General features: G+C 35.6%; 24 protein-coding genes and 3 other annotated features. Of the genes, 6 read left to right on the top strand and 18 right to left on the bottom strand.

From position 1 onward, the window contains the following. Positions 1-84: 84 nt before the first annotated feature. Positions 85-936 carry a GNAT family N-acetyltransferase gene (locus AC1DMU_RS14535; protein ID WP_098133632.1) on the bottom strand — a complete coding sequence of 284 codons (852 nt, stop codon included), beginning with the start codon at positions 934-936 and terminating at the stop codon, positions 85-87. Between the two features lie 18 nt (positions 937-954). After that, positions 955-1671 (bottom strand): DUF554 domain-containing protein, encoded by a 717-nt coding sequence (locus AC1DMU_RS14540; RefSeq protein ID WP_046955070.1) that lies wholly within the window; start codon positions 1669-1671, stop codon positions 955-957. A 211-nt stretch (positions 1672-1882) separates the two neighbouring features. Between AC1DMU_RS14540 and AC1DMU_RS14545 the strand changes: the two genes are divergently transcribed. Both AC1DMU_RS14545 and AC1DMU_RS14550 read left to right on the top strand, forming a co-directional pair. Beyond that, positions 1883-2986 (top strand): CapA family protein, encoded by a 1104-nt coding sequence (locus AC1DMU_RS14545; protein WP_088062993.1) that lies wholly within the window; start codon positions 1883-1885, stop codon positions 2984-2986. A gap of 52 nt (positions 2987-3038) precedes the next feature. Further along, positions 3039-3266, top strand: a complete 228-nt coding sequence (locus AC1DMU_RS14550; protein WP_088062992.1) for a hypothetical protein — start codon at positions 3039-3041, stop codon at positions 3264-3266. A gap of 79 nt (positions 3267-3345) precedes the next feature. Here AC1DMU_RS14550 and ilvA read toward each other — a convergent pair whose 3' ends face one another. From ilvA to ilvE, 6 genes are read right to left on the bottom strand one after another with little or no spacing between them, the layout of a single operon-like run. Further along, positions 3346-4608, bottom strand: coding sequence for a threonine ammonia-lyase IlvA (ilvA, locus tag AC1DMU_RS14555; protein ID WP_046959078.1), 1263 nt, complete (start codon positions 4606-4608; stop codon positions 3346-3348). Positions 4609-4639: 31 nt separating this feature from the next. Then, positions 4640-6313 (bottom strand): dihydroxy-acid dehydratase, encoded by a 1674-nt coding sequence (gene ilvD / locus AC1DMU_RS14560; protein WP_476941523.1) that lies wholly within the window; start codon positions 6311-6313, stop codon positions 4640-4642. A 46-nt stretch (positions 6314-6359) separates the two neighbouring features. Beyond that, positions 6360-7367, bottom strand: a complete 1008-nt coding sequence (gene ilvC / locus AC1DMU_RS14565; RefSeq protein WP_088062991.1) for a ketol-acid reductoisomerase — start codon at positions 7365-7367, stop codon at positions 6360-6362. Between the two features lie 14 nt (positions 7368-7381). Then, complete coding sequence (locus AC1DMU_RS14570) at positions 7382-7612, bottom strand: ACT domain-containing protein (RefSeq protein ID WP_000019914.1); 231 nt, start codon at positions 7610-7612, stop codon at positions 7382-7384. Beyond that, positions 7609-9321, bottom strand: a complete 1713-nt coding sequence (gene ilvB / locus AC1DMU_RS14575) for an acetolactate synthase large subunit (protein WP_087983032.1) — start codon at positions 9319-9321, stop codon at positions 7609-7611. Before ilvB ends, AC1DMU_RS14570 begins: the two co-directional genes overlap by 4 nt. A 23-nt stretch (positions 9322-9344) precedes the next feature. Next, on the bottom strand, positions 9345-10244 hold the full coding sequence (gene ilvE / locus AC1DMU_RS14580; RefSeq protein ID WP_000528141.1) for a branched-chain-amino-acid transaminase: 900 nt from the start codon (positions 10242-10244) through the stop codon (positions 9345-9347). A gap of 151 nt (positions 10245-10395) precedes the next feature. Beyond that, positions 10396-10635 (bottom strand) — a binding site (T-box leader). A gap of 67 nt (positions 10636-10702) precedes the next feature. Continuing rightward, positions 10703-10948 (bottom strand) — a binding site (T-box leader). A 260-nt stretch (positions 10949-11208) separates the two neighbouring features. On the opposite strand from ilvE, the gene AC1DMU_RS14585 reads away from it, so the two are divergent. Next, positions 11209-11967, top strand: coding sequence for an SDR family oxidoreductase (locus AC1DMU_RS14585; protein WP_088062990.1), 759 nt, complete (start codon positions 11209-11211; stop codon positions 11965-11967). 49 nt (positions 11968-12016) lie between these two features. Here the strand turns inward: AC1DMU_RS14585 and AC1DMU_RS14590 are convergent, their stop codons facing one another. From AC1DMU_RS14590 to AC1DMU_RS14605, 4 genes are read right to left on the bottom strand one after another with little or no spacing between them, the layout of a single operon-like run. Beyond that, positions 12017-12706 (bottom strand): response regulator transcription factor, encoded by a 690-nt coding sequence (locus AC1DMU_RS14590; RefSeq protein ID WP_075310075.1) that lies wholly within the window; start codon positions 12704-12706, stop codon positions 12017-12019. Positions 12707-12721: 15 nt separating this feature from the next. Further along, complete coding sequence (locus AC1DMU_RS14595; protein WP_087983038.1) at positions 12722-14212, bottom strand: sensor histidine kinase; 1491 nt, start codon at positions 14210-14212, stop codon at positions 12722-12724. A gap of 27 nt (positions 14213-14239) precedes the next feature. Further along, on the bottom strand, positions 14240-15484 hold the full coding sequence (locus tag AC1DMU_RS14600) for a copper resistance CopC/CopD family protein (protein WP_088062989.1): 1245 nt from the start codon (positions 15482-15484) through the stop codon (positions 14240-14242). A gap of 16 nt (positions 15485-15500) precedes the next feature. Beyond that, entirely contained in the window at positions 15501-17129 is a 1629-nt protein-coding gene (locus AC1DMU_RS14605) for a multicopper oxidase family protein (RefSeq protein ID WP_088062988.1), read from the bottom strand. Positions 17130-17376: 247 nt separating this feature from the next. On the opposite strand from AC1DMU_RS14605, the gene msrA reads away from it, so the two are divergent. Next, a complete protein-coding gene (gene msrA / locus AC1DMU_RS14610; protein WP_001291868.1) occupies positions 17377-17913 on the top strand; it encodes a peptide-methionine (S)-S-oxide reductase MsrA in 537 nt (178 codons plus the stop codon). A 163-nt stretch (positions 17914-18076) separates the two neighbouring features. Here msrA and AC1DMU_RS14615 read toward each other — a convergent pair whose 3' ends face one another. The 5 genes from AC1DMU_RS14615 to AC1DMU_RS14635 form a co-directional block, all read right to left on the bottom strand. Beyond that, the gene (locus AC1DMU_RS14615) at positions 18077-18277 is read right to left on the bottom strand and encodes a hypothetical protein (protein ID WP_088062987.1); all 201 of its coding nucleotides are present in this window, start codon (positions 18275-18277) and stop codon (positions 18077-18079) included. A gap of 203 nt (positions 18278-18480) precedes the next feature. Next, on the bottom strand, positions 18481-19377 hold the full coding sequence (locus tag AC1DMU_RS14620; RefSeq protein WP_215559026.1) for an RCC1 domain-containing protein: 897 nt from the start codon (positions 19375-19377) through the stop codon (positions 18481-18483). Between the two features lie 164 nt (positions 19378-19541). After that, positions 19542-20183 carry a FusB/FusC family EF-G-binding protein gene (locus AC1DMU_RS14625; protein ID WP_087980155.1) on the bottom strand — a complete coding sequence of 214 codons (642 nt, stop codon included), beginning with the start codon at positions 20181-20183 and terminating at the stop codon, positions 19542-19544. Positions 20184-20293: 110 nt separating this feature from the next. Then, positions 20294-20980 carry a DUF421 domain-containing protein gene (locus AC1DMU_RS14630; protein ID WP_088062986.1) on the bottom strand — a complete coding sequence of 229 codons (687 nt, stop codon included), beginning with the start codon at positions 20978-20980 and terminating at the stop codon, positions 20294-20296. Positions 20981-21145: 165 nt separating this feature from the next. Then, the gene (locus AC1DMU_RS14635) at positions 21146-21409 is read right to left on the bottom strand and encodes a CD3324 family protein (protein ID WP_088062985.1); all 264 of its coding nucleotides are present in this window, start codon (positions 21407-21409) and stop codon (positions 21146-21148) included. A 326-nt stretch (positions 21410-21735) separates the two neighbouring features. Here AC1DMU_RS14635 and AC1DMU_RS14640 point away from each other — a divergent pair, with 326 nt between their 5' ends. Then, the gene (locus AC1DMU_RS14640; RefSeq protein WP_088062984.1) at positions 21736-22440 is read left to right on the top strand and encodes a polysaccharide deacetylase family protein; all 705 of its coding nucleotides are present in this window, start codon (positions 21736-21738) and stop codon (positions 22438-22440) included. Between the two features lie 39 nt (positions 22441-22479). Here the strand turns inward: AC1DMU_RS14640 and AC1DMU_RS14645 are convergent, their stop codons facing one another. Then, on the bottom strand, positions 22480-23817 hold the full coding sequence (locus AC1DMU_RS14645) for a sodium-dependent transporter (RefSeq protein ID WP_060489936.1): 1338 nt from the start codon (positions 23815-23817) through the stop codon (positions 22480-22482). 303 nt (positions 23818-24120) lie between these two features. Continuing rightward, positions 24121-24343 (bottom strand) — a binding site (T-box leader). Between the two features lie 221 nt (positions 24344-24564). Here AC1DMU_RS14645 and AC1DMU_RS14650 point away from each other — a divergent pair. After that, the gene (locus AC1DMU_RS14650; protein WP_088062983.1) at positions 24565-26199 is read left to right on the top strand and encodes a putative polysaccharide biosynthesis protein; all 1635 of its coding nucleotides are present in this window, start codon (positions 24565-24567) and stop codon (positions 26197-26199) included. Positions 26200-26208: the final 9 nt, after the last annotated feature.

Here is a 26208-nt window from a genome sequence, read left to right on the forward strand (position 1 = left end):
TACAAAACCCGCTATTTTCTAGTAAAAATCACTACATCTCTACATTATTTTCATAAAAAAACCAACTCCCATATATGGAGTTGGTTACTTATTCTCTAACGGTATTAAACACGCATCACAATTTCGCTCATAAAACTCAATCGGACCTGCTTGTCCAATAATTGCGTATTCATATCCTTCTTGCTTCATACTATGTAAACAACGATGTAACAATTCCTTACCTACACCTTTCACGCGATTTTGTTTCGCTGTGCCCATTGGACCAAACAATCCCTTCTTTCCTCTCACTACATCATAACAAGCGAAACCCACTATCACTTCTTCTTGTTCTGCTATATAAATAGGTAAATTTTCTTTATATGTACGAAATCCATACTCTATTGAATGTAACCAACGTTCACCAAATTCCTCATTAACAAAACTTGCTAATTTTTCAAAATCAGAAGGGCTAGCCTTTCTAACAGTACAAATTAAATGATTATAAGTAGGAACAAAATATTTTAGATCGACCGCTAAATCTCTTGGCTCAGCTATAATACGTAATATATCTTTTTGTATTTGTGCATTTCCAATAAACGTATCCGTGCGGAATAGCGCATATATAACATGCCCTTCATTTATTATTACTTGCTGGAAACGTTCCATACGTTTCTTCGCTATTTGTAAAATTTCTAGCACCTTATAAGATACCTTATATTGTCCTATTTTTTTATACTCTTGATACGGTGAATCGTATTGTTTTCGTATTGAAAATTTTTCTAAAAAATCCGTACCCAAGTTACGAAACAAATACATATACAACTCGCTACAAACTCCAGTGCCTTCTTTACTCATTCCGATAAACAGATGAATTGATTGAATAATATTATTTTCCGCCTCTTCTGCTGCAATCTTCAATATGTTATGCACACGTTTTGTATATTGAAATTCCTCCATATATATATCCATCCCCTACTACTTTACTATTAAACCGTAACCGTAAATAAGTGAAACAATTATTCCAACTACCAATATACCTGGCAGTAAATTTGCCACTTTAATTTTAATAATACCAAGTAAGTTCAATCCAATAGCGGCTATCATAATACCACCTGTAGCTGTCATTTCCACTATAAATTGATTCATTAATTCTTTCGGGACCAAACTATTAATTTGTGTTGCAAAAACCGCAATCCCTCCTTCATATAAAATAACTGGAATCGCCGAAAATACTACGCCAATTCCTAAAGTTGTCGTTAATATAATAGAAATAAACCCATCGATAATCGCCTTTGTAAATAAAATATCATGATTTCCGCGAATCCCACTGTCGAGTGCACCAAGTATGCCCATCGCACCAATTGCAAAAATTAAAGTAGCTGTTACAAACCCTTCTGATATGCTCCCTTTCCCTTTCGATCCAACTTTATTTTCTAGCCAATCTCCTAACAGCTTTAACTTTTCCTCTAGTTGTAGCCATTCCCCGATGACGGTACCAATAACTAAACTTAAAATGACAACAAGAAAATTTTCACTTTTCAATGCCATTTGAAGTCCAAGCACAGTAACTGCTAAACCGATTGCATGCATAATTGTTCCCTTCATACTTTCTGGAATTCTACTAAATAATTTTCCTAGTAAAGTACCAAATATAATACAAATCCCATTTACAACTGCTCCTAATATAACCATCTCTCGTTCTTCACCCTTCGAATTCTTTATTTCTATATTTTGGTTTATACATTGATTTACAGGTTATCTATATGTTAACTTAATATTGAGAATATTAACAAATGTTTTCACTACATAAACTGCATTTGTAGTTATACATAAAGTGAAACTTTAACTAGCGCGAGTTTTATTGCCCACAAATTGCGGTATAAACTCAAAAGGGAAGGTATTTATGAAAACTTTACTAAAACGATTTCTGTTAATAGCCTTTTGCATTACACCAATTGTTTTATTAGTTAACTACTCTTTTATTTCAAAAGCGAAAGACAAACCCGATTTGCAAAACAAATCTAGTAAAACAGCTTCAACAAGTGAAAAGAAAATAGAAGACAAGGAAATCACACTCACCTTCTCTGGTGATACAATGTTAGATTGGCAATTACGTCCTGTAATCGAAAAAAACGGGGCTGATTATCCATTCCAACATGTAAAAGAAGAAATAACAAAAGCTGATATTTCTTTCGTTAATTTAGAGTCAGCATTTACAACGAGAGAAAAGAAAGCTCCTGGACAACTGTTTTGGATTAAAAGTGATCCATCTACACTAAAAGCTATTAAAAACACGGGATATGACATCGTAAATATTGGGAATAACCATACACTTGATTATGGGCAAGATGGATTATTAGACACGATTTCTCACGTTGAAAAATTAAAGTTCCCTTACATTGGAGCCGGAAAGAATGCAAAGGATGCATATACTGCACGAGAAATGACTGTAAAAGGGAAAAAGTTCAAATTTCTTTCCTTCGTTCGATTTATGCCTGATACGAATTGGGTAGCTGGTGACAATAAACCTGGCGTTGCGAACGGATATGATTTAAATCTTGTAACAAAAACAATTAAAGAGCAAAAGAAAGATGCAGACTATTTAATCATCTATATGCATTGGGGCGTTGAAAAATCAAATCGTCCGGTAGAATACCAAAAACAATATGTACCTAAAATGGTTGAAGCAGGAGCTGACGCGATTGTCGGGAGTCACCCGCATTGGTTACAAGGATTTGAGTATTATAATAACGTTCCTATCGCTTATTCATTAGGTAACTTTTTATTCCCAAGTTATGTAAGCGGGAAAAGCGCCGAAACTGGCGTATTAACTTTAACTTTTAAAGGAAAGGATGTCCAAATGTCATTCAATCCTTACATCATTCGCAACAACCAAGTTTCCCCTGTAAATGAGGAAGAAAAGAAAAAAGCTCTACAGTATTTACAAACGATTTCAACTGATGTAGAAATTGATGATACAGGGAACATAAAAAACAAACGAAACTAGACAGCGCAAGATTTATTTCTCTGTAACATACTTTACAGAATAGGTGATGAACATGCTGAAAGACTTATTAGAAAATGTAAGTTTGTTAGAGAATATTTATAAAATATCTATAGCCGTTCTACTTTTATGTTCATTTTTTTCTGTTAAACTTCTAAAAAAAATAAAACGTGAACGAAAACTTACTACCTTTGAATTTATTATGTATGTAATCATTCGCATTGCGATACTCTTTTGGTTAACTAGCTTTATCCTACTTGAATATGGAAAGTATATAGTGTAATTATAAAAAGATAGATACAAGCAGCATTTCCGCTGTTTGCATCTATCTTTTTTATTTGGATGCTAACTCTTTCCTTCTATTAAATAAGCAAATCAAACAAAATAGGATTTTTATTAAGCTCCATAAATTGAATATTATTTTCTTTAAAACGAGTAATTAATTGCTCATAATCTTCTTTATGTTTCAACTCTACTCCGACTAGTGCTGGGCCATTTTCTTTATTATGTTTCTTAATGTATTCAAAACGAGTAATATCATCTTCTGGCCCTAATCCCTTATCAAGAAACTCTCTTAGCGCACCTGAACGCTGCGGGAATTCAATGATAAAATAATGCTTTAACCCTTCGTAAATGAGCGAACGTTCTTTCATTTCTTGCATTCTATCAATATCATTATTTCCACCACTTAGCGTACATACAACTGTTTTACCTTTTATTTCATCTCTATATAAATCAAGCGCTGCAATAGATAGTGCACCAGCCGGTTCAGCTACAATTGCATTTTTCTTATACAGTTCTAAAATCGTCGTACAAACCTTTCCTTCTGGTACTAAAACAATATCATCAATTACATCTTTACAAGTTTCAAATGTTAACTTTCCTACCTTTTTGACAGCTGCCCCATCAACAAAACTATCTATTTTCTCTAACGCGACATTTTCGTTTTGAAGAAAAGCCTCTTTCATAGATGCAGCTCCCATTGGCTCTACGCCAATGACCTTTGTAGCAGGACTAACACCTTTTACATATGTACCAACACCTGATGCTAACCCACCGCCTCCAATTGCTGTAAAGATATAATCCACTGGTTTCTCCATATCATGCATAATTTCAACTGCCACTGTTCCTTGACCAGCAACTACATGCGGATCATCAAACGGATGAACAAACGTCATTCTATTTTCTTCACAATAGCGCTGTGCTTCTTGGAAAGAGCTATCAAATGTATCACCAACTAATACAATTTCTGCAAAATCACTACCGAAAAATTGTACTTGCGATACTTTTTGTTTAGGTGTCGTTGTTGGCATGAAGATTTTCGACGGAATCTTCAATAAATTACACGTATAAGCAACTCCTTGCGCATGATTACCAGCACTTGCACAAACAACACCGTTTTGTAATTGTTCTTTTGATAAACTTTGAATTAAATTGTACGCACCACGAATTTTGAAAGAGCGAATCAATTGTAAGTCTTCTCGTTTTACATAAACGTCACAATCATATTTCTCAGATAGAACTGTATCACGTTGTAACGGTGTTTTAATAACGATATCTTTCATGCAATTATGTGCCATTAAGATATCTTCAATTTTCACTCTCTCCTTTACCTTCTGCACCATTATATATCATCCTTATCTCTTTTAAATTGGCTCAATCAAAATCCGGGATTTTTAGAACTGCACCTGTATTTGCCGATGTTACCATCTGCGCATAACGTCCAAGCCAGCCAGTTTTCACTTTCGGTTCTGGTCGTTTCCATTCTTTTTTACGCTTATCTAATTCTTCATCACTAACTCTTACTTCTAACAATCTTTCCTCAACATCGATACAAACGATATCCCCTTGCTTGAGAAGTGCAATCGTTCCCCCCGCAGCTGCTTCTGGCGAAATATGCCCTACCGAAATACCACGTGAAGCTCCAGAAAAACGTCCATCCGTTAATAGCGCAACATCTGCACCTAATCCCATACCAGCAATCGCTGACGTTGGTGCTAACATTTCCGGCATACCAGGACCGCCTCTTGGTCCTTCATAGCGAATAACAACTACATCGCCTTTCTTAACCTTTCCAAGCATAATGCCCGCAAGTGCCTCATCTTGTGAATTAAAAATAACGCAAGGTCCTTCAAATCGTTTTACTTCTGTTGCCCCACTTTTAATAACTGCCCCATCTTTCGCAAGGTTTCCTTTTAATATACGTAATCCCCCTTCTTCACTATGAGGGTTTTCGAGAGAATGAATAACTTCCCTATCTTTAATCTCTGCATGAGCAATGTTTTCTCTTAATGTTTGCCCAGTAGCAGTAATACGGTCTAAATGAAGCACCCCTTCTTTTCGGCTCATCTCTTTCAAAATTGCACTAATTCCGCCTGCTCGATCAATATCCTCCATATGCCAATTGGAGGCAGGACTTACTTTACATAAATGTGGTACACGTCTTGAAACGGCATCAATGCGGTTCATATCGTAATCTAAACCCGCTTCTTGTGCGAGCGCCAATGTGTGCAACACTGTATTTGTTGAACCGCCCATCGCCATATCAAGCGCGAACGCATCATCAATTGCTTCTTCCGTTACAATGTCTCTCGGTTTAATATCTCTTTCAATTAAAATCTTTAATTTCTCTGCTGCTTGTTTAATTAATTCTTCACGTCTTGGATCAATAGCTAAAATACTTCCGTTACCAGGAAGAGCTAAACCTAATACTTCACATAAACAGTTCATAGAGTTCGCTGTAAACATACCAGAACAAGAACCACAAGATGGACAGCCATGATCTTCAATATCCTTTAATTCTTCTTCTGAAATTTTCCCAGATTGATAAGCTCCTACTCCTTCGAAAACAGAACTTAAATCGACAACCTCCCCTTTAGAAGTCTTCCCAGCTGCCATCGGTCCACCTGAAACAAAAACAGTTGGAATGTTAATACGAAGTGCAGCCATCATCATACCGGGGGTAATTTTGTCACAGTTTGGAATACAAATCATGCCATCAAACCAATGTGCATTTACAACCGTTTCTACTGAATCTGCAATGATTTCACGACTCGGAAGCGAATAACGCATACCGATATGCCCCATCGCAATACCGTCATCTACTCCAATTGTATTAAATTCAAATGGAACCATACCTGCTGCACGCACTACTTCTTTAACAAGTTTTCCAAACTCATTTAAGTGCTTATGACCTGGAATAATTTCAATAAAAGAATTACAGATAGCTATAAACGGTTTATCAAAATCTTCATCTTTCAAACCAGTTGCTTTTAATAAACTACGGTGCGGTGCTTTATCAAAACCTTTTTTAATCATGTCACTTCTCATCTTGTCAAATCCCCTCTTACGTATTTTTCACTTACAATCTCTTTCTCTATTTCTTTACTAATTCTTTCGGTGCATGAATCCAGCTCATCATTTCACGAAGCTCTGCCCCCACTTTTTCTAACTGATGATTTTTCTCTGCTTTTTTCATGGCATTATACGTTGGACGCCCAGCTTGATTTTCTAAAATCCATTTCTTCGCGAATTCACCTTGCTGAATTTCTGTAAGAACACGTTTCATTTCTTTCTTCGTTTCATCTGTAACAATTCTCGATCCTGTTACATAATCTCCAAACTCAGCCGTATCTGAAATAGAATGGCGCATGTTCGTTAAACCACCTTCGTACATTAAATCAACAATTAACTTTAATTCATGCAAACATTCAAAGTATGCAATTTCAGGACGATATCCGCCTTCTGTTAACGTTTCAAAACCAGCTTTCACAAGTGCAGTTACCCCGCCGCAAAGTACCGCTTGCTCACCAAACAAATCTGTTTCTGTTTCTTCTTGGAATGTCGTTTCAATTACACCTGCACGTGTACAACCTACACCTTTTGCATACGCAAGCGCTACACTTAATGCCGTGCCTGTTGCATCTTGATGTACAGCGACTAATGCCGGAACACCATTTCCTTCTTGAAATACACGGCGAACGAGATGACCTGGACTTTTTGGCGCGACCATTGCTACATCTACGTAACTTGGCGGATTAATTTGTCCGAAGTGAATATTAAATCCATGTGAGAAAAGTAACATTTGTCCTTCACGGAGATTCTCTTCTACTTCTGCTCTATACACATGTGCTTGCTGTTCATCCGGTAATAGCATTTGTACAACTTGCGCGGTTCGAACCGCTTCTGAAACAGACATTACTTCAAACCCATCTGCTTTTGCTACTTCAAAAGACTTACCAGGTCGAACACCGACTACAACTTCCACACCAGAATCACGTAAATTTTGCGCCTGCGCATGACCTTGAGATCCATAACCAATTACCACAACTGTTTTCCCTTGTAATAACTCTAATTTTGCATCTTTCTCATAATACGTTTTCATATTCCATACACTCCTTATAATTTATTTACTTGCAGTACATCAATTAATTTTTTCAACTGACCGACAAGTAATGTCGCTTCATTTTCAGTACAAACTGCTGTGAGTTTCATTTCAGAAACGCCACTAGTATCTCTTTCGTTTAAATGTAAAGAAGAAATATAATAACCACGCCGAGCAAAAATCCCACTTATACGTAATAAGACGCTTGGCTCGTTATGAATAACGAGTGAAAAAGTATGACTCATTCTTCCCACCTCTTCATAATCATTTCGTTATTCCCTTTGTTTGGCGGAACCATCGGAAATACGTTTTCACCTTCTTCTACACAAAAATCAACTACGACAGGACCATCATGAGCAAATGCTTCTAACATCACTTGTTTCGCCTCTGTTGAATTTGTCGCCCTTAATCCCTTCACTCCATAAGCTTCTGCCACTTTCACAAAATCTGGTGATCCGATTTTTGACTCTGATAAACGATTTTCATAAAACATCTCTTGCCATTGCCTTACCATCCCTAAAAATTTATTATTTATAATAAATACTTTTACAGGAATATTATTTTCAGCAATTGTTTGTAATTCTTGAATGTTCATTTGAAAAGAAGCATCGCCCGCAATACAAATGACGAGTTCTTCTTCTTTCGCAAGCTGAGCACCAACTGCCGCTGGGAAACCAAATCCCATCGTTCCTAGTCCGCCAGATGTTAGAAACGTCCGTGGGTTTTTCGCTTTATAAAAATGAGCAGCCCACATTTGATGCTGTCCTACTTCTGTCGTAACAATCGCTTCACCATTCGTTAATTCACTTACTAGACTAATAACATGCTGTGGTTTTAACTCACATTCTTTTTGATTGTAGGAAAGAGGATATTCCGCTTTCCATTCCTCTATTTTCGTAAGCCATTCATTTGTTTGTGTACGAATTGGCATATGTAACAACATATGTAACGCTTTTTTCACATCTCCAACAATCGGATATTCCACAGTTACATTTTTATGGAACTCCGAAGGATCTATATCAATATGTACCTTTTTTGAATGCGGAGAAAAGAGTTCTAATTTTCCTGTTACACGATCATCAAAGCGAACACCTAACGCAAGTAATAAATCACATTCTGTTACTGCCATATTTGCAGCGTACGTTCCATGCATGCCGAGCATTCCTAAAAATAACGAATCTCCCGGCGGATATGCACCAAGTCCCATTAAAGTGGAAACGACAGGAATACGATTTTCCCTCGCAAACTGAATAAGTTCATCAGAACCACCCGAATGAATGATCCCTCCTCCAATATAAAGAAGGGGACGTTTTGCTTCGGAAATTGCTTTAGCTACCTCTCTAAGCTTCCTACCGTCTGGCATAGGCTCTAATTTGTACCCTGGAATCTCAATTACTTCATTATAAAAACTTGTTACATTTTCATTTTGAACATCTTTTGGAATATCAATTAATACTGGTCCTGGTCGCCCGCTTTCGGCGATGTAAAAAGCTTCTTGTACAATGCGTGATAAATGATTCACATCACGAACTTGGTAATTATGCTTCGTAACAGGTACTGTAATCCCGACAACATCTGCTTCTTGAAATCCATCTTTTCCGATGAGAGGTTTTGCAACTTGCCCTGTAATGACAACTAAAGGAATCGAATCCATATAAGCATCTGCTAAACCCGTAACTAAATTTGTCGCCCCTGGGCCAGAGGTAGCAAAGACTACCCCGACCTTTCCAGAAGCTCTCGCATATCCTTCTGCCGCATGAATGGCAGCTTGTTCATGACGAGTTAAAACGTGCTTCAAACCACTTCCATATAACGCGTCGTACACTGGCAAAATCGCTCCGCCTGGATAACCGAAAACAGTCGTTACACCTATTTTTTTCAAGCATTGAATAACATGTCCGGCACCTGTCACATCTTCACACTGTAATTTCTCACGTGTTGTATGTTGTTCCATTTTAATTAACTCCTCTCCCCTACCTACAGTAAGCTCTCCGCCAGTCCTGGAACACGTACTCCTCTTTCTCTCGTTAACTTTTTAAATTCCTCTGTCAATTGTTTCGTTACACTTCCTGGTTTTCCATCTCCAATCTCTCTTGAATCAACTTTTACAACTGGAATTAATTCTGCTGCCGTTCCTGTTAAAAACACTTCATCTGCTACATATACGTCATGGCGAGTAAATGGCCTTTCCTCACATGGAATATTAAGTCGTTCACATAGCTCGATAACACTATTTCTCGTAATACCTTCTAGCGCCCCTAAGTAAGAAGGAGGTGTTAACACTTTTCCATCTTTCACAACGAAAACATTGTCTCCGGATCCTTCACAAACATATCCTTGTTGATTTAACATAAGGGCCTCTAACACTCCTGCTTGTGCCGCTTCAATTTTCACAAGTACGTTATTTAAATAGTTCATTGACTTAATACGTGGATCTAATGCATCTGGCGTATTACGTCTCGATGCAACAGATACAACGCTTAGTCCATTATCGTAAAATTCCTGTGGGAATAACTTTAATTGTTCTGCAATGATAATAACGCTCGGTTTCACACAACTTCTAGGATCGAGCCCTAAGTCACCTTTTCCTCTTGAAACAATTAATCGAATGTAGGCATCAGCATATTCATTTTTTTGCAATGTTTGTAAAACTGCTTCTTCCATTTCGTTAACTGTCAGTGGGATTGTAAGTAGAATAGATTTTGCCGATTCGTATAATCGTTTTACATGTTCTTTTAAACAAAATACATTTCCACCGTAACTACGAATCCCTTCAAATACACCATCTCCGTATAAAAAACCGTGATCATATACTGAAACAACTGCCTTTTCTTTTTCTACAAATTCCCCATTCATATAAATATACTGGTTTCCCATCTCACATCGCTCCTCTTTTTTCTCTCTATTTTTGCAATCTATTTCTATATCGATTGCTGAGATGAGTTATTTTAACAGAATATTCAGTATATAAACCTTAAAAATATACTCGTCTCAACAATCGATTACATACATACTTGTAGCAATCCATTGCTGAGACGAGGGAATCGTGGTACCACTCAGCTTCCTTACACTTCTCACGAAATATAAGCTCTGCAAGTCCAATTAGACTTTTGTTTTTCTATCGGAAACAACTCCGCTACTTTTTACTAGTTTTCAAAAGTAGTACTCCGAGGTGATTTTCAATGATGAAATTGTTACCACCCTCACAGCTTCTGGGCAGCTCTCTGAAACAATTTTCTTCATTTACTCTCCTCTTCTACGCATTTTCGTATTCTATTTTTTAAAATAAAAACTCTCGCCTCAGCAATCAACTACTACAATTTAGTAGCTTTGATTGCTGAGGCGAGAGTTTCGCGGTACCACTCAGCTTCCTTATACTTCTCGCGAAATATAAGCTTTGTAGGTCCAATTAGACCCCCGTCCTTTTACCGGAGACGATGCCGTCGCCCTCTACTCAGTTTCCCTTTCGCAAGCGATGCTCCGAGGTGATATTCAATGATTCGATTGTTACTACTCTCACAGCCTAGGAGCAGCTCTCTGAAACGATCATAACCATCTACTTTCCTCTTCTTTGCATATGTAACATATAAAGTTTAAAGATTCTTAATTAACTTTTATTTGTTAAACGTATTATAGGACGTTGTTCTTTTCATTGTCAACATGTTTTTCCGAAAAAAAATAAAATTCAATCAATTCAAGAGAAGTCTATTTATTTTTTCTCAAAACAAAATCGGAATGAACTTCTTACACATACTCATATATTACTTAAGTATGTTCGCATTACTACATAAAGAAAAACAACTTAATAACATAAAAATTTTTTTGAGGAGATGAGAAAACTATGTTAAAAGGAAAAGTGGCATTAGTTACAGGAGCAAGCCGAGGAATTGGACGTGCTATTGCAAAACGTTTAGCGAACGACGGTGCATTAGTTGCTATTCATTACGGAAATCGAATAGAAGATGCTGAAGAAACTGTTTATGAAATTCAATCAAATGGCGGATCAGCTTTTTCTATCGGTGCAAACCTTGAATCTTTACATGGTGTAGAAACCCTTTATAGTTCTTTAGATAGCGAATTACAAAAAAGAACTGGTAGTACTAAATTTGATATTTTAATAAACAACGCTGGAATTGGTCCTGGTGCTTTTATTGAAGAAACGACTGAACAATTTTTTGATAGAATGGTTTCTGTTAATGCAAAAGCACCATTCTTTATCATCCAACAAGCTCTATCTCGTTTACGTGACAATAGCCGAATTATTAATATTTCATCCGCTGCCACTCGTATTTCTTTACCTGATTTCGTTGCATATAGTATGACGAAAGGCGCTATTAATACGATGACTTTCACGCTAGCAAAACAGCTCGGAGCACAAGGAATAACAGTGAATGCAATACTTCCTGGATTTATTAAAACCGATATGAATGCAGAACTCTTGAGCGATCCAATGATGAAACAGTATGCCACTACCATTTCCGCTTTTAATCGCTTAGGTGAAGTAGAAGATATTGCCGATACCGCGGCATTTCTCGCTTCTCCAGACAGCCGCTGGGTTACTGGACAATTAATTGATGTGAGCGGAGGATCTTGTTTGTAATTTCTTAATCTACTTACGCAAAAAAAGCCAGCATTTTTGCTGGCCTTTTTCACTGTGTAAAACGATACCCTACTCCCCAAATTGTTTCGATATATGATTTATCAAATGGATCGAGTTCAATTTTGTGACGAATATTTTTCACATGGACAGCAACCGTTGCTGCATCACCAATTACATCCATCCCCCATACAGTTTCAAAGAGACGATCTTTACTAAATACTTGATTTGGATGTTCTGCCATACAAGTTAATAAATCAAATTCTTTTCCTGTTAACATGATTTCAGTTCCATTTACAAATACACGTCGGGCCGATTTATCAATAAGTAATCCTCGAATACGAATTTCATCTTTTATTTGTTCTCGTTTTCCTGTTAAACGATCATAACGAGCTAGATGAGCATTTACACGTGCCACCATTTCACTCGGGCTAAACGGTTTTATAATATAATCATCTGCTCCAAAACCTAACCCTTTAATTTTATCGATTTCCTCTTGTTTTGCGGACACCATAAGTATTGGTATGTCCTTTTCCAATCGAACTTGTTTACAAATTTCATATCCATCTATTCCCGGTAACATTATGTCTAAAATTAACAAGTCATAATCCTCCAGCAGAACTCTTTGTAACCCTTTTTCGCCAGAGTAATCAATATCTACTGTATACCCAGCAACCTCTAAATAATCCTTTTCTAACTCTGCTATAATAGCTTCATCTTCAATAATTAAAATTCTTTTCAAGATGCTCTCCTTTTTCTAATTGATTTTTTGTAATGTAAATGCCAGCGTCGTTCCTTTACCTTTTTTGCTTTCTACCCAAATATCACCACCATGTTGTGTGATAATCTGATGTGCAATTGACAAACCAAGTCCGCTTCCACCTGTTTTAGAATTTCTAGAATGATCTGCACGATAAAACCTTTCAAATATATGAGGCAACGCCTTCTCTTCTATTCCTACCCCATTATCTTTTATGTAAATCGTTACATAATCAATAGATTCGGTCATGCGAATTCCTATATATCCTTCTTCTTTATCCATATACTTCACACTATTCCAAATGATATTTGTAATAACACGACGTAATTTTTCACGATCACCTTTTACCAAAATAGAAGTATCCTTTTGAGCATCCCATCTCACTGTAATTCCCTTATCTTGCAATTCAAGCTGTAGTTCTTCTATGCAATCAGATAAGTATTGGTTAATTTCAACCTCTTCAAATTGAAATGGTTCCTCTTTCAAATCAAGTTTTGAAAAGAGAAAAAGCTCGTCAATTAATTGATCCATATCAAACACTTTATGATAAATAATCGTTAAATATTTATCTAATTGTTCTGGAGTTCGAGCGATACCTTCTTTAATTCCTTGTACATAACCTTTAATAGCCGTTATTGGCGTCCGTAAATCATGAGAAATATTTGAAAGCAATTCTTTACGATTCTTTTCATATTGCATTTGCAACTCGACCGATTCCTTCAATCTGCCACGCATCTCTTCAAACGATAAACTTAATTCACCTATTTCATCTTTCGCAAGTGGCTTTACTTGAAAATCTAAATCACCCTTTTGAATTCTTTCCGTTGCCTGCTTTAATGAATGCAATGGTTTAATAATACTCCGTGATATAAAATATGTTAATATTCCATTCGTAATAATTAACCCAAGTATTAAAGAGAATACGAAATACGGGAAAAATTCTCTAATCATTTCTTCTAAAGGATTTACATACTCAAATACAAAAATACTGACCTTATCCTTCTCTTCATCGTAGTAATCAAATTGCTTATAGTAAAAAGAATTACCCTCTATTTTCACATCCATTCCCTTTCTTTGTCCTTCCGTTTCAAATGCGGGTAGGTATTTATCAAAAGAAGAGATTTTAAAATATGGGGATGAATATGTAAGCTCATCATTTTTTCGAATTAGTAATCCTGCTTGATTATCGTTTAATTCTTTATCAGTTTCCTTTAAAAAATGTATATCCTCCAATTTATCTGGAGCATACGATGAAAGAATTTTCAACCTACTGAAAATATCATCTTCATCTTCTTTTGTACGAATAGCTCCCTCCTGCTCTTTATCAATGAGAGAATGACTATTTTGATTAAGACCAATGATTGCTTTTGCAATACGAATATCACCAAATAAAGTAACACTAATTAACATAACTGCTATACCGCAAAAAACGATTGGAATAATTACCATCGCAACATACGACAACAGCAATCTAATACGGATTGACATTACAGAACTCCTATGAACATTATAATTTTAGCTTGTTACAGAATTCACCGGAAACGAAACTTGACTCATCCAAATACCAGCTAATAATACGAGTATAGCTAGAACCATTTCTAAGAGCAATAAACGGCGATTAACTGTTCCAATATCGATACCCCATGTTTTCGTTTGTCTCCATGCTACAATTGTAATTATACATACAGTAAGAATCTTTATATTTAAAAGGTTCGTCCATATTGAATTAAAATTAAAAAGTACCCAATTCCTTGTCTGTAGAAACACAATTAATTCCCCAGAAAGAAATGCTAGAATAAATGAAATACCAGCAATACTACTAAAATGTTTACGGAAACGCTTTTGATCAAATGTAATTTTGTATAATGTTGTCCACGCTATAACAAGAACTAAATAAATAAGTGCTCCTAGCCACACTGCAATACTCATAACATGGACCATTCTAATTATAACTGCTGCCCAATTTGGATTAGTAATCCATACATGACCTGTGAAAGAAAAACTCGCAACAAGAAATCCCCAAACTAGCGCATACCATTCGTTCCCCATATGTTGCAAAGACATAAGAACTAATAATAGCAGTTGAATCATAATAATAACTGAAAATGGCGAATGAATAAGTAAACTTCCCTTCGGAATAACTGACTTATATACTATTAATTCAGCTATTAATCCTACTACAAGTATAGAGAAGAAAATCTTTTTCATATTCTTCATTCTTTGCAATATGGACGGTAATCTATAACGTTTAACAAACATATCGAGCCACTTTACTCCTGCTCCAATTAAAATCATTCCCTCTACAATATAGCGTAGTGTTACTATCATAACATCTGAAAATACTGAGCCACTCCCACTCGCATTTCCCTCTACCACTACATTAGTTTGTACTTCTTCTCCAATTGAAAAGGGATAGCTGCCCCCACTCGGATGTCCGTCTGCAGAAATCATAGACCACCTTACTGTGTAAGTACCATTATTTAAGTTTGGTAATTTCACTTTTATTTTTGTTGGGTTATCTAATATTTCAACCTTTGATACTTGCACTCTCTTTGCACTTGGATCTAGCAGTTCAATATTGACTACATTTCCTGTAACTGGTTCACTAAATTCAAGAATAATCTGTTCCGGTTGTACTGTAAGAACCTCCCCCTCTTTAGGGGTGGCTCCTACAACACTTGTATGAGCAAATACACTACTATGAGAAAATAAAAATATACTTACACTTGTTAAAATAAATACTATCATTCTATAAAGCATGAAAACCTCCGTATTATTATTCTGGATGATTACCTGAGTGATCTCCGGTAGAAAATGGAGTAGTTACCCCCTCATAATTCATCATCGTATGCATTCCTTTTTCCGCATGAACGAGATGATGACAATGAACCATCCATAGTCCACTATTATTTGCCTCTAAAGCAATTTCATATTCTTCTCCCGGAAAAACATTAACTGTATCTAAGTAAATCGGACTTCCCTCCATTGGTTTACCATTTTTAGAAATAACTTGGAATGTATGTCCATGCAAATGCATTGGATGAATTTCTTCTCCCTTATTTTTAAAGCGAATCTTAACTTTATCTCCTTTCTCTACTTTAATGGGTGGAATGTCAGGTGATGTCTTTCCATTAATCGTATACACCCATTTTTCTTGTCCATTTACATCTTTCACACCTTCTGCCAAATCCATATCATAGACCTTTGTAAACTTTGAATCTATCGTAAACTTGCCAACTTCTTTTTCTCCATATTTCGTAAAATCAAACCATGGATAACTCTTTATATCAATAGGTTTTTTCGGCAAAGAACCGTTCCCAATAGTCGCCGTTAACATTCGATTCATTTTCTTAGATGGATCCACATTAATAAGTTTTACACTCGTTGTTTCCGGCATTTTAAAAACAAGGTCATAACGTTGTGCAGCTCCCATCGGAAGAATTGCTTTATCTAGCTCGTCCCCACCTTTTATATCACGACCATCTAATGCGATAATTTGAAATGGCGCCCCAACTAATGTCATTAAATGCGTATTATTCCCAGCATTAATTAAGCGAAGGCGTACTGTTTCACCTGGTTTTGCATCCAATCGTAGTCCCTCACTTGTATCATTTAATGTAAATACATCGTAATCATCTCCATCAGATAAATCTTTGAGTTGATCATTACTTGGCATCATTAACGGGCCTTCTAAAGTTTGCGCCTTTTCATTTCGAATATGATTGCTAGGGTAGCTATCCCAATCTTTATCTTGTTCGCCATTATGCTTACGGGTTTTTATGGCTCCTGTTTTCCATTCATGGATCGCCACTGTATAATCCTTTTCATATTTTACAGCTGGTTTATTCGGTTCAATAACGATGGTTCCAAATAGTCCCCGCTCCGTTTGTATTGCACTTTTTTGATGTGAATGATACCAATATGTCCCCACCTGATCAGCATTAAATGCGTATGTATATGTATCACCTGGTTTTATAGCATTTTGCGTAACACCTGGAACACCGTCTACCGCCGCAGGAACATCTAATCCGTGCCAATGGATTGTAACTGGTTCTGGCAATTCATTTTTCAAATTTACAACAATACGTTCACCTTGTTTAACTCGAATTTGAGTACCCGGTGATGTTCCATCAAAGGTCCATGCATCTACCTTTTTCCCATCTCCCAAATCTAAACTTGCTACTTTCGCCGTAATATTAAAAGTTTTTGTAACCCTTTTTTTGGCATCTGAATTAGCAATAGATGTAATTGATTCTGAAGTAGATGTTGCATCTGTTAACTTCTTTTTTTCATTTGTACCTGGGTAATTATTTATTAAAAAATATCCAAAAATAACTAACCCTAATAATAAGCATGCCGCAATCAATATATTTCTTAAATCGCTTTGTATAAATTCCTTTTTCATATTAGTCTCTCTTTCATTTTTTGTTGTAAACTATTAATTTTCATACGTGGATTCATTGTCTATCACCTCACATCTTCACTTCGATTCACATCATAACACTCAGAAAAAAAGAAACTTTGAAGGAATTTTAAAGACTTTATAAAGAAATATATTTCAATTTCCCTTTACTTCTAAATCTTTTTTATTGCGTAATAAAAAAGATTGTATAATACTATATAAAACATATATATTTAGGAGGATTACAACAATGTCCGAAAAAACATACGAACTCGCAACCTTCGCAGGCGGTTGCTTTTGGTGCATGGTAAAGCCATTTGATGAACTTCCTGGTATTCATAAAGTACTTTCTGGCTATGCAGGTGGTCATGTAGAAAACCCAACATATGAACAAGTAAAAGCTGGTACATCTGGTCATTTAGAAGTTGTACAAATTACATTCGATCCTTCTATTTTTCCATATGAAAAATTACTAGATTTATATTGGCCACAAATCGATCCAACTGATGATGGCGGACAATTCTTTGACCGTGGTCCCTCTTATCGCACTGCTATTTTTTATCATAATGAAACGCAAAAAGAGCTTGCTGAAAAATCAAAACAAGCTCTTGCAGAAAGCGGTATGTTTAAAGAGCCAATCGTAACTGAAATTCGCCCGGCTGCACCTTTTTATGAGGCTGAAGAATACCATCAACATTTTTATAAAAAAAATCCGGAGAAATATGCTACTGAGCAAAAAGAATCTGGCCGTGAAGACTTTATAAAAGAAAATTGGCAAAAAAAATAATAAAAATGCATCGTACCTTTTAAGTACGATGCATTTTTATCTTTGAAAAAAGTACCATGCAATAATGAGAACAACCGCTGTTAATGTCCAAAGTGCGATTTCATTTTTCACTCTACTCTTTTTCTTATTCATTTCCTCTCCTCCTAATAGCAATACAACATATTCAAGATTTCCTCTGTTTAATTGTCCACCTTATATACGTGAATACATCCTTACAAATTTTTATAACAAGACCACCGACGATTCCGATTGCAATTGAAATTACTAACATCTGTACAAAACTAAAAGTAGTTGTGTATGTTATGTAGATAACAATGCATACAAGTAAAACATCCGGTAAAGAAAGCAAAAACTTTTTAAGCATTTCTTCAGCTCTCCTATGCTTTATTTGTAATTTATACTTTCTACTGTAGCTTTGAAATAAAGTTTGTTCAAAAATTCCATTTAGACACTCATTTTATGGAAAAGAATAAGAACCTCTTTTAAAAAGGGGTTCTTATCTACATATCCTATTCCATAATTACTCCTAAAATAGAATAATATTACTAGTGATTTGTTGTGAATTAACTATTTGCTAGGCAATCGGATGTTACGCCAGCTACCTACATCGCATTGACCGTATGTATTATCACCTACTGCTACCACCGTGCCATCTAATTTCAGACCGACCGTATGCGCACAACCCGCCGCTATCGCTACAATATCACGCCAATCGCTTACATTACATTGACCATACTCATTCCAGCCGACTGCCACCACGGTACCGTCTGATTTAAGTCCGATTGTATGATTCGTACCAGCCGCTATTGCCATAATATCTTTCCAGCTGCCTACATCGCATTGACCAAGTTTATTATTACCCACTGCCATCACTTTGCCATCCGATTTCAAACCAACAGTATGAAGATAACCTGCCGCCAACTCCACCATACCACGCCATCCACTTACATTGCATTGGCCATATCGATTATTCCCCACAGTCGTCACTGTTCCGTCCATTTTAAGACCAACTGTATGCCAGTCACCCGCCGTGACCACCACAATATCTCTCCAGCTACTTATATTACATTCTCCTTCTTTATTTCGCCCCACTGCTACTACTGTGCCATCCGGTTTAAGGCCAATGGTACAACGCCACCCCGCCGCAACCGATACAATATTATGCCAGTCGTTTACATCACATTGATCATGCTTATTCCACCCCACCGCTTCCACAGTATTATCACTTTTAAGAGCGATTGTATGAGCATTACCCGTGTTCGTCGCCATATGAACATTGCCCGCTGCGACTGCTTCAATATCACACCAACCGCTTACATTGCATTCTCCTTCTTTATTTCGCCCCACTGCCACAACTGTGCCATCCGATTTAAGAGCAACTGTATGACCACGACCTGCCGCTATCGTATCTTTAGGCCACCGTTTCACTTTTAACATTTCTTCTTTCGGTAAAATGTAATTCATGTTTTACCTCCTTGCATATAAGCAACTGTATCCAAATAGATATTTTTATCTAATTTCATTATAAATGACCCGACTTTTTTTATAAATTTACAGCTACAAAAGAAGCCTATTATTACTTCTTCAAAAAATAAAAACCTCCAGTTTAAATACTAGAGGTCCCTTCTTTATTTCTTCAATCGTTCAATAAAATCGTTCAATTTATCAAGTGATTTCATATTCTGATTACAAGCTACACCATCTTTGCAAATATAGTTTCCCTTTTTCACAAAGGTTCCTTGTACATCACCTTTAATTTCAACTAAAAACATCCCAACTTCTTCATGTCCATGACATAATGAACAAATGCTCTTTTTATTTAAGCTCTGGAACGTTCCTTGCAGACCAACAAACTTATTTTTATCATTTTTCGCTATTATAAATTTCCTGCTTGACCCTTTATCAATCCAGCTTAAATAAGATAATTCTTTCATGTTCAGTTCTTCCATATCAGGAAGTTTTAATTTTTTCGCTTTAGGAAATAATTTTTTTAATGTTTGCGCTGTAACTTCCTGAAACGGAATGACATACGGATTTATTTTCAGTAAAAACGATTCTGCATCTTCTCTATTTTGAACTGTTAATACGGTATCAATTAACTCTTTCTGTTCATCCGTTAAATTCTCAAATACATGTATTATCTTTTCAATCGCTAGTGATTTTAACGCTTGAATTACACCTCTATCATTTGCAGTTGCGTGCCCATTTGCTAAAATATAAGCTTGTGATTTTATAAAATTATATTGATCACTTCTAATAAAAGCTTCCATCTTTATCACTCCATACAAATTGTTGATCTAGTCTTATTGTATACAATGATTCAGCTTTTTGATATGTAAAAGATAACTTAGAAACGAATATTACATACATCGATTATATTTTACCGCTCCATTTCCTGACAAAAGAAACCATCGTCTGTTTTCCATTCAGCATATAATACATCCTCAAATTTAGTAATCCCTCTTTGCTTTATTTGCTTATACAGCCATCCTTCATCAAAACCAGCTTCCCTCAAATTATCTTTCACTACTTTTCCATCACTAATTAATGAAATTGGTAAGTATACAGGCTTATGTTTTAAACTTAAATCATTTATAGTAGGAGATTCATATTTGCTCTTTTTCAGAACGCTTATGTTTCCGTTAGGTTCCAAAATCATATATTCAACTTCTCGAATTGAAAAAATATCTTTTTGCTGCCTAAGCATTTGTTGTAATTGATTAATATCTAAATGATTTGAACTTAATTGTTCTCGGTCAATTTTTCCATTACGGATAATAATTGAAGGATACCCTTCAAAAAACCTTCTTGTTCCTCTTATTTTTTGTGTTATCACTTCTATTGAATAAATTAAAATTACCCAAACAAATACTGAATATAAAATAGACCACACTTTAATTTTAGGATCATATATTGAATTTCCAACGAGCTCACCAAGGACGATAGCTGAAATAAAATCAAAGGGGGTTAGCTGAGATATTTGTGTTTTCCCTAGTATTTTTGTAGCAATTAATAGAACAAAGAAACCAATTAAAAGCTCTATCGTTATTTGTCCAATATGATTCATAAATGCTCACCTTTCTGCTTTTCACTCAAATGTTCTATATTCTATTTAGTAAAAAAACGACACATTTTTCTATTATTTTGTCCATTCATACGCAATATATCCAATAGATACAAAACAAAAAAAGAGTCTAGTTCAATTTAATAATTGAACTAGACTCTTTTATTTTTATTTAGAATACACGATCTTTTTAATCGTTTCTCCGGAAAGAAAATGCTCCTCCGCAAGTTGATGAATGGAAATTCCGCTTTTAAACGCTTCTTTAATAGCTTTATTTCTTTCATCTAATTGTTTTCTTCCTCCAGATCGTGTACCCCATTTATAATGTTTCGTTTCTTGTTTTGGAATGTAAATTGTTTCACCTTGTATATACTTTTGAATTTCAGTAATTAAACTTTTTGGTAAAACTGTCGCAGCTTTAACGTATTTCATTTCTGCTCGCCCCTTATTTTTTATGGTTCATTTCAATAAGGTGCAAAGCCAAATATAAAAAATGATACGAGCTCATTTAGGCGATTGTATATTACTTGTCTACCTCACGCAAAGTATCGCCATTTCCATACTTGGCTTTGCATGAGACGCTGCAGTGTCCGGCAATTGAATTGTAATCGCCATATAAACACCTCCTAATATACCTTTTGCATTTTATTATATGATAAATTCCTCCCCCTTGCATCTACATCCTTTTTAAAGCATGAAATTACTTAGTTTGATATAATACTTTTTAGTCCAATTCAAAAATATAGTGAGGTTGCTTTATGAAAAAGAAAATAATTATTACAATCGTTACATTATTCATTATTACTGTAGCATTATTTGGAACATACAAATTGATGAACGCAAGAAGTTTTCAATTGTTTGGAAATTTAACAAACCGAGTAGAAACAAATGAAAAAGTGATTGCTTTAACTTTTGATGATGGTCCTACGAACAATGTAAAACAAATATTACCGCTACTAGATACATACAATGCAAAAGCTACTTTCTTTTTAATCGGAAATGAATTAGAAAAAAACCTATCGTTAGGAGAATCTATCGTACAATCTGGACACCAAGTTGGAAACCATACATATTCTCATAACAGAATGGTTTTTAAAACACCTTCTTTTATTAAAGAAGAAATAGAAAAAACGAATTCATTAATCCGCCAAACAGGATATACAGGCGAAATTGATTTTAGACCACCTAACGGAAAAAAGCTAATTGGTCTGCCCTATTATTTAAATAAAAATAATATCGAAACAATCACATGGGACCTTGAACCTGATACTTTTTATAAATCTGCTGCTGATAAAATTGAATATGTTAATAAAAATGTACAACCAGGTTCTATCATTTTATTACACTCTATGTACGATGAGTCTAATGAAAATTTACAGACCATTGAAGGTATTTTAGACTCATTATCTAAGAAGGGCTATCAGTTCGTAACAGTAAACGAACTGCAAAAAAGAGCAAAGTAAAAAGGTAGCGTATCATAGAGCGATACGCTACCTTTCTTTTTAAATAATGCCAAGTACATTTAAGAATACGATAATAATCGCAATTGGTGCGATAAAGCGAAGTAAGAATAACCATAATACGAACAGTTTATAGCCTTTATTTTTACTTACACCAAGCTCTTTCATTAATACATCTTTCTTCATTTTTAAAGGAACAAAGATGGAAACTAATAAAACACCAAGTGGCATTAGTACGTTACTCACTGCATAGTCCGCTAAATCAAAGATTGTCTTTCCGAAAATTTTCAGATCACTTAATATACCAAATGATAATGCTGATGGTACTCCAACAACGAAGATTAATAAACCTACGATTAAGGCCGTTTTTTCACGTTTGCCTTTACCTTTTGATGTTAACGACGCAACACTAATTTCTAGCATAGAAATAGCAGATGTAATCGTTGCGAAGAAGAACAGCAATAAGAAAATAACGAAGAATACTTTTCCGAACGCCATTTTACTGAAAATAGCAGGTAATACGATAAATAATAATCCTGGTCCTTGAGATGGTTCTAATCCAAATGCAAATACAACTGGGAAAATTGCAAGTCCTGCAAGTAATGTAATTACTAATGTTAAAGCTACGATAGAAAATGCTGAACGCGGTAAACTTTCTTCCTTCGGTAAGTATGAACTATATGTTACCATTACTGCTACACCGACCGATAATGAGAAGAACGATTGACCCATCGCATATAAAATAACTTCTGATGTTACATGTGAGAAATCAGGTTGTAAGAAGAAACGAACTCCTTCTCCCGCGCCGTCTAATGTAAGGGCACGAACAATTAATACAAAGAATAAAACGAATAGCGCTGGCATGAAATATTTATTTACTTTTTCAACACCGTTTTGTACGCCTTTACTTACGATAAAAATAGTAATAAGAATGAATAATAACTGTGCTCCTACTGCTAAATAAGGATTGGAAATGATTTCACCAAACGTAGCTTCGTATGCGCCATTTCCTTCCCATAGTCTACCTGTAATTGCATTCCATAAGTATAATAAAATCCATCCCCCTACAACACTGTAGAAAGAAAGTAATATGAAACAAGTTATAATCCCTAATTTCCCTAACCATGGCCATAATGTTTTGGGTGCAATTTCTCTATATGCATCAACAGCCTCTTTTTGTGTACTTCTTCCGATAACGAATTCAGCTAATAATAGCGGTAAACCAATTAATAATGTGAAACCGATGAAAATAAGGAAGAACGCCCCGCCTCCTCCGATGCCGGCCATATATGGGAATTTCCAAATCGCCCCAAGACCAATTGCTGAACCTGCTGCAGCTAATACGAAACCTAATTTCGATGTCCATTGCTGTGAATTCATTTGTTAATCTCCTCTCTGTCTCTTTTTCTTTGTTTCAGTTCAGTATTTATATTGTTCTATCAATACTCTTTTCTAATACGTTCACTTCCTCCCTAATAATAAAAAAAACGCCCCTACGTAAATACGTAGGGACGACAAAAATATCGCGGTACCACCCTAGTTATGAAGATACAACAAAGTTAGGACCTAAATAAAAAACGTCCCTACGCAAATACGTAGGGACGATAAATTATCGCGGTACCACCCTAGTTATGAAGCCACAACAAAGTTAGGACCTAAATAAAAAACGTCCCTACGTAAATACGTAGGGACGATAAATATCGCGGTACCACCCTAGTTGTGAAACAATCTTCACCACTTTATTTGATAACGGTATAAACTACCGTCTTTCATTTCCTCACAATGTGAGATTTATGAAAGATGCTCCAGGACGAACTTCATGAATAATCTATATACTGATTCACACCAACCATCAGCTCTCTGAAATAGGGAGATATTCACTACTATACCCTTTCATTGCCCAAATATTATTTTCCGAATTGATTACTATCATTTTTATCACACATTAAAAATAGTGTCAACTTATATTTTGAATTTTTATGTATTACGTTCTATTTAAAAAATGTAAAATATGACTTTTAAATGAATAATATTAGAATATTTATGTTCCATACTATATTAACTTCTCTAACAGGTTTATAGTAGTATACGATAAATGCAAGACAGCACGAGTAGGAGGAAAGAATTTTGTCTACTTCAAAAGTTTTAAAAGGTACTGCTTTATTAAGTGGTGCAACAATGATTTCACGTATATTAGGTTTTATATACTTCTTCCCTTTTCAACTATTAGTCGGAACACAAGGGGTCGCTTTATATGGATATGCATACTCTTGGTACGGTATTTTATTAAGCTTCTCAACAGCTGGTATTCCTATTGCCGTTTCCAAATTTGTTGCAAAGCATAATGCGCTCGGTGATTATAGTACAAGCAAAAAATTATACAACTCTAGCGTAAAATTAATGTTGTTTATGGGCTTTTTAGGTTTTTTAACTTTATTTATTGGAGCACCATACATATCACAATTTATTATTCGCTCGAAAACGCCAGATCCACAATTTATCGCCGACGTAACACTTACGATGCGAGCATTAAGTTTCGCACTTATTATCGTACCAGCTATGAGTGTTACACGTGGCTATTTCCAAGGTTTTCAACATATGAAACCAAGTGCCGTTTCTCAAGTCGTAGAACAAATTGCGCGCGTGGTTTTCATTTTAGTTGGTAGTTTTATCGTTTCAAAACTATTAGGGGGTTCAGTCGCCTCTTCTGTTGCAGTTGCTACGTTTGGCGCTGTTATCGGAGCGCTTGCCAGCGTTTCGATTTTAATGCTGTACTGGAAAAAATATAATAGATTAAAGCCTCCAGAAGGAGAATTAAAGTCAAGGGCATCGAATATTCCATTAAAAAATATTTATATGGAATTACTTCGATATGCAATCCCAATTGTATTTGTCGGTATTGCAATTCCACTCTACACGTTAGTAGATCAATATACTGTAGCTGATGTCCTTAGGGCGATGGGCGAGCCGTTAGAAACAGCGAATGCAGTTTTCGCTTATATAACGAACTATGCCCAAAAGTTAATTATGATTCCAGCTTCTCTTGCAACTGGATTCTCATTAACGATCATTCCGGCTATAACGAAATCGTATACAAGCGGGAAACTAGAAGAACTACAAGAACAAATTGCAAAGATATTTCAAGTCTTATTATTCTTCACTATCCCAGCTGCATTCGGTCTTGCTAGCATCGCTTACGATGCATTCCGTATGGTTTATGTAAATCCTGAAATTGCACTTGGGGGATCACAATATTTAATTTCATTTGCACCTTCTGCTATATTAAGTGCGATTTTCACAGTTTCAGCAGCTATATTACAAGGAATCGATTATCAAAGAAAAACGATGATCGCTTTCTCAGTCGGTATTCTCGTTAAAGTTTTAGTAAATACACCGCTCTTACATTTATTTGGCGGACACGGTGCTGTACTTGGAACAATTCTTGGATACCTCGTTTCCAATGTTATTATGTTGTACTGCATCATTAAGTTTGCGAAATTTAAAATTGGTGAGACAGCAAAAACAGTACTTCTTATTACAATTTACTCCGCTGCAATGTCTGCTGTTGTAATTGCATTAAAAGCGATTTTAAAATGGATGATTCCTGGACAATCCTATATGGAATCACTTCTCATTGTCTTTATATGCGGCGCTGTAGGAGGGATTGTTTATCTTTTATTCGTCCTAACGAGCGGACTTGCTTCACATATTCTCGGTGATAGACTTCAACGATTACCCATACTAGGTAAATTAGTCAAATAAAAAGAAGGG

This window comes from Bacillus sp. 01N45 (assembly GCF_056399205.1).